The 13232-nt window shown below is 61.8% G+C and carries 14 protein-coding genes; 2 read left to right on the top strand and 12 right to left on the bottom strand.

The genetic code is table 11. The features are described from left to right. The 12 genes from WBR57_RS04565 to WBR57_RS04510 form a co-directional block, all read right to left on the bottom strand. A partial coding sequence (locus WBR57_RS04565) for a succinylglutamate desuccinylase/aspartoacylase family protein (RefSeq protein WP_424082532.1) occupies positions 1-851 on the bottom strand: 851 nt, incomplete at its 3' end. A gap of 9 nt (positions 852-860) precedes the next feature. Then, a complete protein-coding gene (locus WBR57_RS04560) occupies positions 861-1571 on the bottom strand; it encodes an ABC transporter permease (RefSeq protein ID WP_424082530.1) in 711 nt (236 codons plus the stop codon). After that, on the bottom strand, positions 1568-2296 hold the full coding sequence (locus WBR57_RS04555) for an ABC transporter permease (protein ID WP_053137181.1): 729 nt from the start codon (positions 2294-2296) through the stop codon (positions 1568-1570). The genes WBR57_RS04560 and WBR57_RS04555 overlap by 4 nt, the downstream gene beginning before the upstream one ends. Before the next feature lie 57 nt (positions 2297-2353). Further along, entirely contained in the window at positions 2354-3133 is a 780-nt protein-coding gene (locus WBR57_RS04550; RefSeq protein WP_065872418.1) for a transporter substrate-binding domain-containing protein, read from the bottom strand. Positions 3134-3441: 308 nt separating this feature from the next. Then, the gene (locus WBR57_RS04545; protein ID WP_424082527.1) at positions 3442-5076 is read right to left on the bottom strand and encodes an ATP-dependent DNA ligase; all 1635 of its coding nucleotides are present in this window, start codon (positions 5074-5076) and stop codon (positions 3442-3444) included. After that, the gene (locus WBR57_RS04540) at positions 5073-6077 is read right to left on the bottom strand and encodes a ligase-associated DNA damage response exonuclease (protein WP_424082525.1); all 1005 of its coding nucleotides are present in this window, start codon (positions 6075-6077) and stop codon (positions 5073-5075) included. The genes WBR57_RS04545 and WBR57_RS04540 overlap by 4 nt, the downstream gene beginning before the upstream one ends. Before the next feature lie 139 nt (positions 6078-6216). Continuing rightward, positions 6217-8658: a penicillin acylase family protein gene (locus WBR57_RS04535; RefSeq protein WP_424082523.1), complete on the bottom strand. Its 2442-nt coding sequence runs from the start codon at positions 8656-8658 to the stop codon at positions 6217-6219. Between the two features lie 228 nt (positions 8659-8886). Then, entirely contained in the window at positions 8887-9531 is a 645-nt protein-coding gene (locus WBR57_RS04530) for a glutathione S-transferase N-terminal domain-containing protein (RefSeq protein ID WP_424082522.1), read from the bottom strand. A gap of 177 nt (positions 9532-9708) precedes the next feature. Further along, a complete protein-coding gene (locus WBR57_RS04525; protein ID WP_003189235.1) occupies positions 9709-9909 on the bottom strand; it encodes an SEC-C metal-binding domain-containing protein in 201 nt (66 codons plus the stop codon). Beyond that, complete coding sequence (locus tag WBR57_RS04520; protein ID WP_424082519.1) at positions 9906-10388, bottom strand: LEA type 2 family protein; 483 nt, start codon at positions 10386-10388, stop codon at positions 9906-9908. The genes WBR57_RS04525 and WBR57_RS04520 overlap by 4 nt, the downstream gene beginning before the upstream one ends. 20 nt (positions 10389-10408) lie before the next feature. Then, on the bottom strand, positions 10409-10879 hold the full coding sequence (locus WBR57_RS04515; RefSeq protein ID WP_424082517.1) for a YchJ family protein: 471 nt from the start codon (positions 10877-10879) through the stop codon (positions 10409-10411). A 4-nt stretch (positions 10880-10883) separates the two neighbouring features. Further along, entirely contained in the window at positions 10884-11381 is a 498-nt protein-coding gene (locus WBR57_RS04510) for a DUF6231 family protein (RefSeq protein WP_424082515.1), read from the bottom strand. Between the two features lie 190 nt (positions 11382-11571). Here WBR57_RS04510 and WBR57_RS04505 point away from each other — a divergent pair, with 190 nt between their 5' ends. Together WBR57_RS04505 and WBR57_RS04500 are read left to right on the top strand one after the other, a co-directional pair. Next, positions 11572-12270 (top strand): OmpA family protein, encoded by a 699-nt coding sequence (locus tag WBR57_RS04505; protein ID WP_424082513.1) that lies wholly within the window; start codon positions 11572-11574, stop codon positions 12268-12270. A 156-nt stretch (positions 12271-12426) separates the two neighbouring features. Continuing rightward, entirely contained in the window at positions 12427-13194 is a 768-nt protein-coding gene (locus WBR57_RS04500) for a collagen-like protein (protein WP_424082511.1), read from the top strand. Positions 13195-13232 lie beyond the last annotated feature (38 nt).

Raw genomic sequence — 13232 nt, 5'->3', positions numbered from 1 at the left:
GGGTAGGGCAGGTCGGGCAGCGGCGCCGCCTCGCCTTCAATCGCGCCGAAGTGAATCAGGTAATCGATGATCGCCTGGCTGTCGAGGCTGGCCAGGCCATGGTTGACGTCGCCCTGGCCGCGCAGCTCGACGGTCACCGAAAAGCTGCCCATCGGGATCGGGAAGCGCTCGCCAAAACGTTGCTGCAAGTGCCACCACACCAGGGTGAAACACTCATCGAAGGATTGCCCGCCCGAGTCGGTGGCGAGCAAATTCGCCTCCGAGCCGATGTAGCGCGCCAGCGGCTCCACCTGCGGCCAGGCTTCGGGCGTGGTGTACAAGTGCGCCACGGCTTCGAAATCGCAATGCAGGTCGAGCACCATATCGGCGTCGCAGGCCAGGCGTTGCAGCACCAGGCGCTGGGATTGCAACTGGGTGTCGGCGGTGTGCGCGGCCAGGGCGTTGCGCAGTGCGGTACGGATCAGGTCGACGTTGTGCTGCGGGTCATCCCCGAGCACGTCCTCGACTTGATTGCCGACGGTTTCACTGAGGTCGACAAACAGGCGATTGAAGTTCTGCCCGCTTTCTAGCTCGTAACGGCCCAGCGGGATGTCCATCAATACCTGTTCCAGGCCCACCGGGTTGGCGATGGGCACCAGCACGATCTCGCTGCGCAGGCGCCCGGCGGTCGCCAGTTGCGCCAGCCGCACTTTGAGGTGCCAGGCCACGAGCATGCCCGGCAGTTCATCGGCATGCAGCGACGACTGAATGTAGACCTTGCCTTGGGCTTGCTGCGGGCCGAAGTGGAAACTGTGAATCTGCCGCGCCGTACCTGGCACCGGCGCGATCAGATCATGTACCTGATGACGCATGAAGGCTCCTTAATGGCTCGGCCCGAGAAAAGCCAGCCAGCGGCGCTCCGCCAGACGAAACAGACCGACCAGGGCAAAGGTCACCGCCAGGTAGATCAGCGCAGCGATGCCGAATGATTGAAAGGTCATGAAGGTGGCCGAGTTGGCGTCCCGGGCCACCTTGAGGATGTCGGGAATCGTCGCGGTAAACGCCACCGTGGTCGAGTGCAGCATCAGGATCACTTCGTTGCTGTAGTACGGCAGCGAGCGGCGCAATGCCGACGGCATGATCACATAGGCGTAGAGCTTCCAGCCGCTCAGGCCGTAGGCCTTGGCCGCTTCGACTTCGCCGTGGGCCATGCTGCGGATCGAACCGGCGAAAATCTCCGTGGTGTAGGCGCAGGTGTTGAGGGCGAAGGCCAGGATGGTGCAGTTCATTGCATCGCGAAAAAACGCATCCAGCACCGGCTGCTCACGCACCGCGGCGATGCTGTAGATGCCGGTGTAGCAGATCAGCAGCTGGATATAGAGCGGCGTACCCCGGAACAGGTAGGTGTAAAACTGCACGGGCCAGCGCACCAGGCGGTTGCGCGACACGCGGGCGATGGACAGCGGGATCGACACCAGAAAGCCAATCACCAGCGACGCGCTGAGCAACCACATGGTCATGGCCAGGCCGGTGATGTGCTGGCCGTCGCTATAAAGGAAGGGGCGCCAGTATTCCTGCAAGAGTTCGATCATCGCACTGCCTCCCGGGAGCCTGCGGAGTAGCGACGTTCAAGACGGCGCAGAACAAAGTTGGACGCGCTGGTGATCAACAGGTAGATCAGCGCGGCGAGCACCAGGAAATAGAACAGTTGGTAGGTGCTCTTGCCGGCATCCTGGGCAGCCTTGACCAGGTCCGCCAGGCCGATGATCGACACCAGCGCGGTGGCCTTGAGCATCACCATCCAGTTATTGCCGATACCCGGCAGGGCAAACCGCATCATCTGCGGGAAGGTCACGTAGCGAAACCGCTGCCCGCGCTTCAGGCCATAGGCCGTGGCGGCTTCCAGTTGGCCGCGCGGTACGGCGAGGATCGCGCCGCGAAATGTCTCGGTGAAATACGCACCGTAGATAAAGCCCAGGGTAATCACCCCGGCGCTGAATGGGTCGATCTCGATGTATTCCCATTCCATGAAGTCGGTCAGGCCGGTGAGCCAGGTTTGCAGGCTGTAGAAAATCAGCAGCATCAGCACCAGGTCGGGTACACCGCGAATCAGCGTGGTGTAGAGCTGGGCGGGGATGCGCAGGAACGGCAGGCTGGAGAGTTTGGCGCTGGCGCCGAGCAGGCCCAGCAACACGCTGACGGCCAGGGACAGCACCGACAACTTGATGGTCATCCAGGTGCCTTGCAGCAACAGTGGGCCGAAACCCTTCAAGCTGAGCGCGCTCAGCCCGAGGGTTTGCAACAGTTCTTCGAACATAAATCAGGACCTATGGCGATAAAAAAGCGCCCCCTCAGAGAAGGGGCGCCTCGGGCATTACTTGCCGCTGTACAGGTTCAAATCGCCAAAGTGTTTCTTCTGGATGGTGGCGTAGGTGCCATCATCGTGTAACGCTTTGATACCTTTATCCAAAAGCGCCTTCAGCTCAGTGTTACCTTTTTTGATACCGATGGCAGTTTTCGACGGCAGCAATGGGTCATCGATAGCAGCACTGACTTCATAGCCGGCACCGGCCGGGGACTTCAAAAAGCCCAGTTCGGCCTGCAGCATGTCTTGCACGGAAGCGTCGAGGCGGCCGGAGGTTAAGTCAGCGTAAACCTGGTCCTGGTTGGCGTAGGCCTTGGTGGTGACACCGGCTTTATCCAGCACGGCCTTGGCGTAGGCTTCCTGGATGGTGCCTTGCTCGTAGCCCACGGATTTGCCCTTGAGCGACTCAGGGGTGGAGAAACCGGCGCCTTTCTTGAACACCAGCGAGGTCGGGCCGGAGAACAGTTCGTTGGAGAAGTCGATGGCCTTCTCACGCACCGGGGTCACGGTCATGGACGAAATCACGCCGTCGAATTTGTTGGCTTTCAGGCCTGGAATCATGCCGTCGAAGTCACTTTCAACCCATTTGCACTTCACTTTCAGCTCGGCGCAGATCGCATTGCCCAGGTCGATATCGAAGCCCACCAGGCTGCCGTCGGCCGCTTTGGATTCAAACGGCGCGTAGGACGGATCGACACCAAAACGCAGTTCCTTGTATTCCTTGGCCAAGGCGGAACCAGCGGCCATGCACAGAGCCAGTGCAGAAAGGGTCAGTAATGCTTTTTTCATTATGTAATCCCTGGAAACCAAGATAAGCGCTTGTGGCGCGTTTAGGACTGTTACTGAACGGTGTCAGACGGAACACAAGTAGCAATTTCTGCACCATAGTTCCGAATGAGCGTTTTAAAAGGTGGGACAAGGGAAATCTGAGTGTAGGAGATGCCCAAAAATGGGCGTCGAAAATTGAGTGCACCATTTCGAATCGTGTCGCGATCCAAATGTGCGAGAAGGCTTGCCGCCGAACGCGGTGAACCAGCCAACTTATCTGTTATTGACCCACCGCCATCGGGGGCAAGCCCCCTCCCACAATGGCCTTTTCAGGTCAGGAGGTCTTGCAGGGTGGCCAGGTTGTCGGCTTCATCCACCGCCTTATCCTGGCGCCAACGCAACATCCGCGGAAACCGCACCGCGATTCCGCTTTTGTGCCGCTTGGACAGGGCGATCCCTTCAAAGCCCAGCTCGAACACCATGCTCGGCGTGACACTGCTGACCGGGCCGAACTTCTCGACGGTGGTCTTGCGCACAATCGCGTCGACCTTGCGCATTTCTTCGTCGGTCAGCCCCGAATAGGCCTTGGCGAAAGGCACCAGCGTGCGTTCGGTGCCGGGCGGGCCATCCCACACCGCAAAGGTATAGTCGCTGTACAGGCTGGCGCGGCGGCCATGGCCGCGCTGGGCATAGATCAACACCGCGTCGACGCTGAACGGGTCGACCTTCCACTTCCACCACACGCCCATGTCCTTGGTGCGGCCCACCCCGTACAGGCCATCGCGGGCCTTGAGCATCATGCCTTCCACGCCTAGCTGGCGAGAGGCTTCGCGTTGCCGCGCGAGGTCTGCCCAGCTCGTACCGGTCAGCGACGGTGATGGCAGCAGCACCGGCTGGTTGCACTGGGCAATCACCTGTTCGAGCTGGGCGCGGCGTGCGGCTTGGGTGTGGCTGCGCCAATCGTCGCCCTGATGCTCCAGCAGGTCGTAGGCCAGGACCGCGACCGGTGCATCTTCCAGTACCTTTTTGCTCAAGGTCTTGCGGCCAATCCGCTGTTGCAACAGGGCAAAGGGTTGCACGGCGTCTTTCCAGACCACGATTTCGCCGTCGATCACCGTGCCATCCGGCAGGCCGCTGACCAGGCTATGCAGTTCAGGGAAACGCTCGGTCACCAACTCTTCGCCACGGGACCAGATCCACAGCCGACCTTCGCGCTTGACCAGTTGCGCGCGAATGCCATCCCACTTCCATTCGACCTGCCAGTCGGTGGGGGAGCCGAGCAGCGCGTCGAATTGCTCCACCGGCTGCGACAACCCATGGGCCAGAAAAAACGGATACGGCTGTCCGCCACGTTGTGCATGTTCGTCGGACGACTCGGCGGCGATCAGCTTTAGATAGCCTTCAGGGGTGGGACGGTTGGACAGGTCGGTGTAGCCCACCAGGCGTTGCGCCACGCGTTTGCTGTCGAGGTCGGCCATCGCGGCGAGGGCGCGGGTGACCAGCAGTTTCGACACGCCGACGCGAAAACTGCCGGTGATCAATTTGATGCAGACCATCAGGCTTGGCTGATCCAGCTGGGCCCACAGGGCGGGCAGGCGTTCGGCAAGTTCCAGGGGCGGCAAACCGCGCAGGGGCAGCAGCTTTTCTTCGAGCCACACCGCCAGGCCGTCTTCCGAGGTGTAGGTAGATTCGGGTAACAGCAGGGAGATGGTCTCAGCCAAGTCACCGACCGACTGGTAGCTTTCCTCGAACAACCACGGCTCAATGCCCGAGGCCTCGGTGGCCATGTCCCGCAGCAAACGGGTGGGCACCAACTGACGGGGGCGCCCGCCGGAGAGGAAATACACGGCCCACGCGGCGTCTTCCGGGGGAGCCTGAAGAAAGTAGGCTTGCAGCGCCGCCAGCTTGGCATTGCTGGAGGTGGTGGCGTCGAGGTTAGCGTACAGCTCGGCGAAGGCTTTCATGCGCTGGCCTCTTCTTCGTCATCGCCGTATTCGGTGGTGAAGCCCTGAGCATCCAGACCTTTTTCCCGCAGGTGACGCACCAATACGCCTACAGAGCCGTGAGTGACCATCACCCGTTCGGCACCGGTTTGTTCGATGGCCCACAGCAGGCCAGGCCAGTCGGCGTGGTCCGACAGTACAAAACCCCGGTCCACCCCACGCCGCCGCCGGGTGCCGCGCAGGCGCATCCAGCCGCTGGCGAAGGCGTCGCTGTAGTCGCCAAAGCGCTTGATCCAACTGCTGCCACCGGCAGAGGGCGGGGCGATGATCAGGGCTTGGCGCAGCAGCGGGTCGGTCTTTTTGAAGTCGCCGGCGTAGAGGGTTTCAGGAATGTAGATCCCGGCTTCGCGGTACACCCGGTTCAGCGGTTCGACCGCGCCATGGCTGAGGATCGGCCCGATGCTGGCGTCGATGCCGTGCAGGATGCGTTGGGCCTTGCCGAAGGAATAACAGAACAACACGCTGGCTTTGCCGGCGGCGATATTCGCCTGCCACCAGGCGTTGATCCCGGCAAAGATCTGCGCCTGGGGCTGCCAGCGGTAGATCGGCAGGCCAAAGGTGGATTCGGTGATAAACGTGTGGCAACGCACCGGTTCGAAGGGCGCGCAGGTGCCATCCGGTTCGACTTTGTAATCGCCGGATGCAACCCAGACTTCGCCCTGGTATTCCAGGCGCACCTGGGCCGAACCGAGTACATGCCCGGCAGGGTGAAAACTCAGGGTCACGCCGTGGTGAACCAGCTGCTCGCCATAGGCCAGGGTTTGCAGGTTGATGTCCTGGCCCAAACGCGAGCGCAGGATGCCTTCGCCAGGCGCCGCGGCCAGGTAGTGCTGGTTGCCGGTGCGGGCGTGGTCGCCGTGGGCGTGGGTGATGACCGAGCGTTCCACCGGACGCCAGGGGTCGATGTAGAAATCTCCGGCGGGGCAGTAGAGGCCTTCGGGCCGGGCGATGACAAGGTCCATGGGATGACCGGGGAGGTGGGCTTGTTACTTATGAGGAGGGGCCGAGCGCAGAAGTTCTATCTGAATGCATGGGGTCAAATATGGGAGGGGGGCAAGCCCCCTCCCACATTTTCATCCGGTTTCTTCAAAGGAAACCGGATTATTTACCGGGCGTCAGGGTCAACCTCGTCTTCCCATACACCTTCTCGAAGTTCTGCGGCTGCATCGGGAAGCTCAGGTATTGCGCCTTGAGCGACGGGTCGATGCCATTCGCATAATTCGGGCTGGCCGGGTTGCCGGACTGGCCGATACCACCCTGGCCCATCATCGGTTCCACCTGGCCGAAGTCGACGATCATGCGCAGTGCCGGCACCTGGGTGGTGTTGAAGTCCTGGCCCCAGCGGTAGGGCGCCGGGTTCAGGGTGTTGTGGTCACCACCACTGGCCAGCGGGCCACGCATCACTTGGCCGCTGGCGTTTTTCCAGGTGGTGCTGTGCAGCTTGCCCCACTGCCAGGCCTTGTGATCGGCGCCGAGCTGGCTGTCGCCCGCAGTGATCGCGGCCGCGAGGCTGCGCGCGAGGATCGCCGGTTTGTCTTCTTTTTTCGCGGTGCGCACGTCGTCCCAGAACGGGCTGTCTTCACGGCCCAGCAAGTGGTCAGCCTGGGCGGCATACGACAGGCTCGCGTTGCTGACAAAGGCCTTCCAGCTGGCGCTGGTTTCCGGGCCGAGTTCGTCGAGGAAAATCTGCTTGGTGCTTTCCTGCAGGAACAGTTCGTAAATTGCCGCGTCCGCGGAGCTGGACACCAGGCGACCGTCGAACGCCATCAAGCGATTCAGTGCCTCGCGGGCCTTGCCCTGTTCAGCCGCCGGCAGTGCGTCAATCGCCTGCTTCAGCGGCTGGGCCATGCCCGGCGCCTGGAACATCGTCTTGAGTTTGGCGGCGAACGTGGTGGTCTGGTCGTATTGCATGGCGATCATGCTGCGGCTGTCATGCTTGCCGGCATTCGCCAGTTGCGCGAGGCGCTCGCTGCGCTCCGGCGCGTCCCACGAGTTGGACAACTGCATGCCATAGCCGCGCGGCGCGGTGCGCTGGTTGGCGGTGCCGATCCAACCCTGGGCCGGGTCCTGGTCGTAGGGGTGCAGCATCGCGTCGGCGTAACCGTCCCAGTCAAAGCGCGTATCCCAGCCCGGCGACGGCAGCAGGCCTTCGCCTTCGCGGCGGTTGGGGAAGCGGCCGGTGACCTGCCAGCCGATGCTGCCGGCGTCGGCGAAGATCATGTTCAAGGCAATCGCGCGAATAGTGCGGGTGGCGTCCGAGGCCTTGCCGGCGTTTTGCGCGCGGGACAGGTCGAAGAACGCGTCCAGGCTTTTGTCGTCCTTGAAGTCGGCAGTTTGCAGCGCCAGGCCAAAACCACTGGTCAGGGCCTGGCTGCTGTTGAGCAGTGCGCCGTGGCGGGTTTCGTACACCACTTCGCGAATCGAGCGCTGGCCTTTGACGAAGAAGGTTTCGTTACGCACCGCCGCCGGTAGCCATTTTCCGTTGTTCTCGTAGTACAACGCGCTGCCTTGGCGTTTGACCTTTTCCAGGAACAGGTCCTGGGTGTCGCCTTTGACCGCGCTCATGCTCCACGCCACGTTGCCGTTGAAGCCCGACAACAGGGTCGGCAACCCGGCAATCGAGGCGCCGACAGCCTGGTATTTGGGGGCGCGGATCTGCACATAGCTCCAGGGCGACGGGGCTTGCGGCTGGGCGGCGAGGTCGCCGGCGAGCAGGCTTTTGCCGCTGCGGCTGCGTTGCGGGCCGATTGCCCAGTTGCTCGAGGTGGTCACCGCCAGCGCGTTGAGGCTGTTCAGTTGCTGGCTGACCGTGTCCAAACCGGCCAGGCCAGTGATCTGGCCCAGGTTCACGCCTTTGAGTTTCTCGGCTTCGGCCAGCGGGATTGGCTCATCCGGTGCGCTCGGCGTGAGCCACGCGAGTTTGTCGACACCGACCTTTTGCGCCAGCACCAGCGAGGCCAGTTCTTCCTGCAGGTTGGACGATTCGCTGAAATTCAGCAGGCAGAACAACAGTGCCGAATCTTCCGGCTTCCAGTACTCGGGCTTGTAGCCGGTCTGGGCCAGGTCCGGCGGCAGCTTGTCGCGATAGCGGAACAGGTAGGCGTTGACGCCACGCGCATACACCTCAAAGAAGCGCTTGAGGCGTGGCGACGAGGCGTTATACAGCTCGCCGGCGCTTTTTTTCAGGTTGACCGCACGCATGAAGCGGTCGACATCCAGCACCTCGGGCCCGGACATTTCCGCCAGGCGGCCCTGGGCCAGCAGGCGCAGGGTGACCATCTGGGTGATGCGGTCACTGGCGTGCACATAACCGAGGCTGAACAGTGCGTCATGGAAGGTGTTGCTTTCGATCAGCGGCATGCCCTGGGCATTGCGGCGTACCGACACATTCTGTGCCAGGCCCTTGAGCGGCTGTACGCCGGCGACGGGAGGCAGGGTGTCCTGGGTGCTCTGGAGCTGGCAACCGGCCAGGCTTAATGCACTGGCCACTGCCGCGGCAACGCCGAACCGGGGAAGAAAATGTGAGAGGGCTGGCGAGGCCATGGCAAAGCTCCTGCGGGGGGTAACGTCAGTAAAGGCGCTACGTTAGTGAGCGCGGCGAAACGACGCAAGCAGGAGTTTTTGCAAAGGATTAGATCTTGAGTCTTGTGCATATCAAATGTGGGTGGGGGCTAGCCCCCGATGGCGGTGTGTCAGTGACTGATGGTGTGTCTGAACCACTGCTATCGGGGGCACGCCCCCTCCCACATTTTGACCTCGTACACCTTCAGATCAGGACTTTGGCGGATTCACTTTTTGCACCAGTTCATACGCCCGAACGGTGGCCGGGCGTTCCTTGATGCTGTTGAACCAGCGCTGCACGTGGGGGAAATCCTCCAGACGCTGGCTCTGCCATTTGTGGGAAACAATCCACGGGTAAATCGCCATGTCGGCGATGCTGTAGTCCTCACCCGCCACGAATGCACGGTCGGCCAAACGCCGGTCCAACACGCCGTACAGCCGCGCGGTTTCGTCGACGTAACGCTTGATCGCGTAGGGAATCTTCTCCGGTGCGAACTGGCTGAAGTGGTGGTTCTGACCCGCCATCGGCCCCAGCCCGCCCATTTGCCAGAACAACCATTGCAGCGCTTCCTGGCGACCGCGCAGGTCTTTGGGCAGGAACTGGCCGGTTTTCTCCGCGAGGTACAGAAGGATTGCCCCGGATTCAAACAGCGAAATCGGCGCGCCGCCGTCGGTCGGGCTTTGATCGACGATGGCCGGGATGCGGTTGTTGGGAGCGATCTTCAGGAAGTCCGGCTTGAACTGATCGCCCTGGCCGATGTTGATCGGGTGCACCTTGTAGGGCAGGCCGGCTTCTTCCAGGAACAGCGATACTTTGTGACCGTTGGGGGTAGTCCAGTAGTACAGGTCGATCATGAAGCTCTCCAAATGAGCGAATGCCTGTAGGTATAGGTGAGGTTCAGCGAGGGAAATTCAACTTAAAAATTGGGGAGGGTTATTGTCCCCGATGGCGATAGGTCAGCCGGCAGATGCAATGACTGACGCTCAGCTACCGGGCCAAGCCCTCCCGCGTTTTGGATCTTCAGCGTGGCTTTACGCCCCGTGGCACTTCTTGAATTTCTTCTCGCTGCCGCACGGGCAAGGATCGTTGCGGCCAACGTCCTTCAACGCGTTGCGCACGGGCTCCTGGTGAGCATGGCCGCAGTTCGGGCCGTGGACATGGCCGTGGTCGTGATCATGGTGATCGTGATCGTGGTTGCAGTCAGGACCATGGACATGGGGTTGCTGAGTCATTGATGTCGCTCCGGAATAAAATCGCCGGGGATTATCACGCCATTGTGGTTCACCTGCACGTCATAACCGATGAATAATCCGGTTTTCAGCTCGCCTTCCAGGCGGTACGGCACGGGTTTGTCGGGTTTTTTCAGCATCTGCACCACGTCGCGTATCTGCGGCCAGAGGTTGGTGCGCACCGACACCCTGAAAAAGGCATGGCCGCGCGGCGCAATGGTCAGCCACTCATTGGACTCGCCTTCGGTCAACACGAAGTTACCCAGGCTGACCTTGTAGATCAGGCCACGTACCGTCAGGTCGGCGTCGTCGCGGTTGTCCACGCGAAAGTACAGCTTGAATTTCTGCTCGAGCAATTTGGCCCGCACCACCTCGACTTTGACCAGCGAAACGTGGGGCGGCGGCGCATTGTCTTCGAACCAGGACGCGCAGCCGGTCAGGCCAAGGGTCAACGCCAGCATCAAGCTGTACATCCGGAGCATGGCGTGAGTCCTGTGTAGGTTTAGAGGTAGCTGGAACAACACTTCTTGAATTTCTGCCCACTGCCGCACAGGCAGGCATCGTTGCGCCCGGCCTTCACTTCCACGGTCGGGTCGATGAAGTACCAGCGCCCGTCATTCTGTACGAAAGAAGACTGCTCGCGGTGGCTATGTTCGCCAGTGGCGTCATGCCAGCGCGCGGTAAAGGTCACAAAGGCGTGTTCCGGCTGGCCGCCGAACACCTCGGAATTTTCTACCTCAAGGCCGAGCCAGGTGCTTTGGGCGCTCCAGGCGGCGATGGCGTCGCGGTCCAGGCCGGCCTGTTGCGCGGGCAAGGTGGTGGCCACCAGGTAGTCCACCAGGCCCAGCACGTAGGCACTGTAGCGCGAACGCATCAGGGCGCTGGCGCAGGGGGCCGGGTGGCCGGCGTGATAGTGGCCGCAGCAGGCATCCAGCAGGTTGCCACTGCCGCACGGGCAAATGGATGTACTCATCGGGTTACCACCAATACTTTCCGAAATTTTCCGGGTTGGCCCAGAAACGGGCGTTGAGCCAGTCCGGCACCTGTTTGTAGTCAAGCAGATCATAGGTAAACAGCGTCAGAACCTGTTCGTCACGCTGGAAACGCTCGCTCGCCTGCAGGGCCAGTGAGAAGAAGTCGGTGTCTTTCCAGTCGCAGGCGTTCAGGTCCACCAGCACCGCAATGCGGCTGGCGTTGAGGTTGCGAATGCCACCGAGCAGGGTCAAGCCTTGCGGTTTTGACAGGTGTTCAAGGCAGTCCACCACCAGTGCCAGGTCAAAACGCTGGGCTGCCAGCGCCGCCGGCAGCGGGCCGGGTGCCGCTACAGACACTTCGGTCTGCGGGTGTGCCGCTTTGAAGGCATCCAGCGCCGGAAACTGACTGGCGCCCAACAGCAACAGGCGTTTTGGCTGGTGCAGGTCGAGCAACGCAGCCAAGGCTTGCTGCGGCGTACGGGGAGAAATACCAGCGATCATCAGAGATCCTCACATCAGGACCGTAGAGACTAGCGCGGCTGAGCGTGCGGGCCTAGAGCGGGCGGCCGCGAAAAGTCCTGCGTGGGCGACGATCCTCAATGAATACGGGGGTGTGGCGCAGTGGCGCAGATGAAAAGAGCAGTCTTTACTCCACCCATCGGCCCCCGCCGATCCCCTCAGGAGAAATCAGATGAGCATCATGCGGACAGCTCTACCCTTGGTTCTGCTAACCGGAGTATTGACAGGTTGCGCAGGCTTGCAAAAAACCGATTGGCCCACCTGCGCCGCCGTGGGCGGTGTGACCGGTGCAGCGATCGGTGCCACTGAAAGCTCGGCCTATGCAGGCTATGGCGCGTTGTTGATCGGCGGTATGGCCGGCGCCTATTGCTGGGTGCATGGCGATGGCGACGAAGATGGCGATGGCGTGCCGGACAGCCGCGACAAGTGTCCTGGCACTCCGAAAGGCGTACAGGTAGATGCCAACGGGTGCCCACCTGCGCCGCCGGCGGCAGCGGTGGTTGAGGAAGTGGTGGTGGTCAAGGAAGAAACCATCGTGATTCGCGATGTGCACTTCCAGTTCGACTCGGCCAAGTTGACCGCGGCGGATAAGACCAAGCTCGACACCATCGCCACGCGCCTGAAACAGGAAGCGCCGAGCGCCCAACTGCGCGTCAGCGGGCATACCGACAGTGTCGGCAATGACGCCTACAACCAGAAACTCTCGGAAAAACGCGCCCACTCGGTTACCGACTACCTGATTGGCGCCGGCGTGCCGCGCAGCAACTTTGTGTCGGTGACCGGCGCGGGTGAAAGCCACCCGGTAGCCGACAACAAAACCGCGGATGGCCGCGCCTTGAACCGCCGCACGGAAATCCAGATCAACCGCTAGCAACCCTTGCCCCTGTGGATTCCACAGGGGCATTGCCGGCGATCCTGGCTGAAACCTCCCCTTTATTAACTTTTTTGATCCTTCACTGGCAAAGCGCCGTTAGAAGTCGTTACTGTGCGTCCAAAGAAAAATTTGAAAACATTCAGGAGCCCCATGATGCGTAAGGTTTTACTGTTGGCTGTGTTGACCGCGTTGGTCAGCCCCGTCGCCCTGGCCCAGAGCGTCAGTGTTGAAGCCAACTCGTTGATGCGCTTGCCCAACAGCACCAGCGTATTGCAACTGGAGCGCCTGGACGTGGCGGACTACGGCACCTTGCTGATTCCGGCCAATATCAGCCAGGTCACGGTGGATGAGCTGCACCTGGGCCGCGATGCGCGCATTGCCATCGTCCCCGGCAACACCGCGCTGCAATTGCAGGTACGGCATGCCCAGTTGGACCACGGCAGCCAGATCACCTCGCGTGGCGCGCCGGGCACCCATGAAAAACCAGCCAAGGCCGGGCGTGACCTGACCTTGCGGATCACTTCGCTGTCGGCTGAGGCGTTGTCGGTGGACGCGCGTGGCGGTGCCGGTGCCCAAGGCTATGCCGGGCTGGATGGCGCAAACGGCGAGGATCCGGGCTGCACCTGGGGCTCGGCTGGGCGTGGCGCCAACGGTGACAATGGCGGCGATGGCCTGCCGGGTGCGCCGGGTGCACACGTGCGGGTCGAGCTGCCCCAGAGTTTCCCGGCGGAACAGATCAAGGTCTGGGTCGACGGCGGTGCCGGTGGTTTGGCGGGCACCGCAGGCAAACCGGGCAAAGGCGGGCAGTCCAAAGGCTGCCTGGTGTACCAGGCCGATGGCGGCGAAAAGGGCCGCGCCGGGTTGGAAGGGCAGCCGGGGCCGGCCGGGCCTGCGGGAACCGTGACCATTCAGCGGCTTTGAGGCGATGGGTCTGACGCTATCGGGGGCAAGCCCCTCCC

Source organism: Pseudomonas sp., from assembly GCF_049590575.1.
GTDB lineage: Bacteria > Pseudomonadota > Gammaproteobacteria > Pseudomonadales > Pseudomonadaceae > Aquipseudomonas.
Note: the sequence above shows the minus strand (reverse complement) of the source record. Positions and strands in the feature narration are given on the sequence as shown.

Excerpts from the sequence above, each read along its gene's own strand:
- WBR57_RS04530 (WP_424082522.1), bottom strand. The coding sequence starts at position 9,531 with ATGATCGACCTGTACTACTGGACTACCCCCAACGGTCACAAAGTATCG.
- WBR57_RS04520 (WP_424082519.1), bottom strand. The coding sequence starts at position 10,388 with ATGCTCCGGATGTACAGCTTGATGCTGGCGTTGACCCTTGGCCTGACC.
- WBR57_RS04525 (WP_003189235.1), bottom strand. The coding sequence starts at position 9,909 with ATGACTCAGCAACCCCATGTCCATGGTCCTGACTGCAACCACGATCAC.
- WBR57_RS04550 (WP_065872418.1), bottom strand. The coding sequence starts at position 3,133 with ATGAAAAAAGCATTACTGACCCTTTCTGCACTGGCTCTGTGCATGGCC.
- WBR57_RS04515 (WP_424082517.1), bottom strand. The coding sequence starts at position 10,879 with ATGAGTACATCCATTTGCCCGTGCGGCAGTGGCAACCTGCTGGATGCC.
- WBR57_RS04500 (WP_424082511.1), top strand. The coding sequence starts at position 12,427 with ATGCGTAAGGTTTTACTGTTGGCTGTGTTGACCGCGTTGGTCAGCCCC.
- WBR57_RS04535 (WP_424082523.1), bottom strand. The coding sequence starts at position 8,658 with ATGGCCTCGCCAGCCCTCTCACATTTTCTTCCCCGGTTCGGCGTTGCC.
- WBR57_RS04540 (WP_424082525.1), bottom strand. The coding sequence starts at position 6,077 with ATGGACCTTGTCATCGCCCGGCCCGAAGGCCTCTACTGCCCCGCCGGA.
- WBR57_RS04505 (WP_424082513.1), top strand. The coding sequence starts at position 11,572 with ATGAGCATCATGCGGACAGCTCTACCCTTGGTTCTGCTAACCGGAGTA.
- WBR57_RS04545 (WP_424082527.1), bottom strand. The coding sequence starts at position 5,076 with ATGAAAGCCTTCGCCGAGCTGTACGCTAACCTCGACGCCACCACCTCC.
- WBR57_RS04560 (WP_424082530.1), bottom strand. The coding sequence starts at position 1,571 with ATGATCGAACTCTTGCAGGAATACTGGCGCCCCTTCCTTTATAGCGAC.
- WBR57_RS04555 (WP_053137181.1), bottom strand. The coding sequence starts at position 2,296 with ATGTTCGAAGAACTGTTGCAAACCCTCGGGCTGAGCGCGCTCAGCTTG.
- WBR57_RS04510 (WP_424082515.1), bottom strand. The coding sequence starts at position 11,381 with ATGATCGCTGGTATTTCTCCCCGTACGCCGCAGCAAGCCTTGGCTGCG.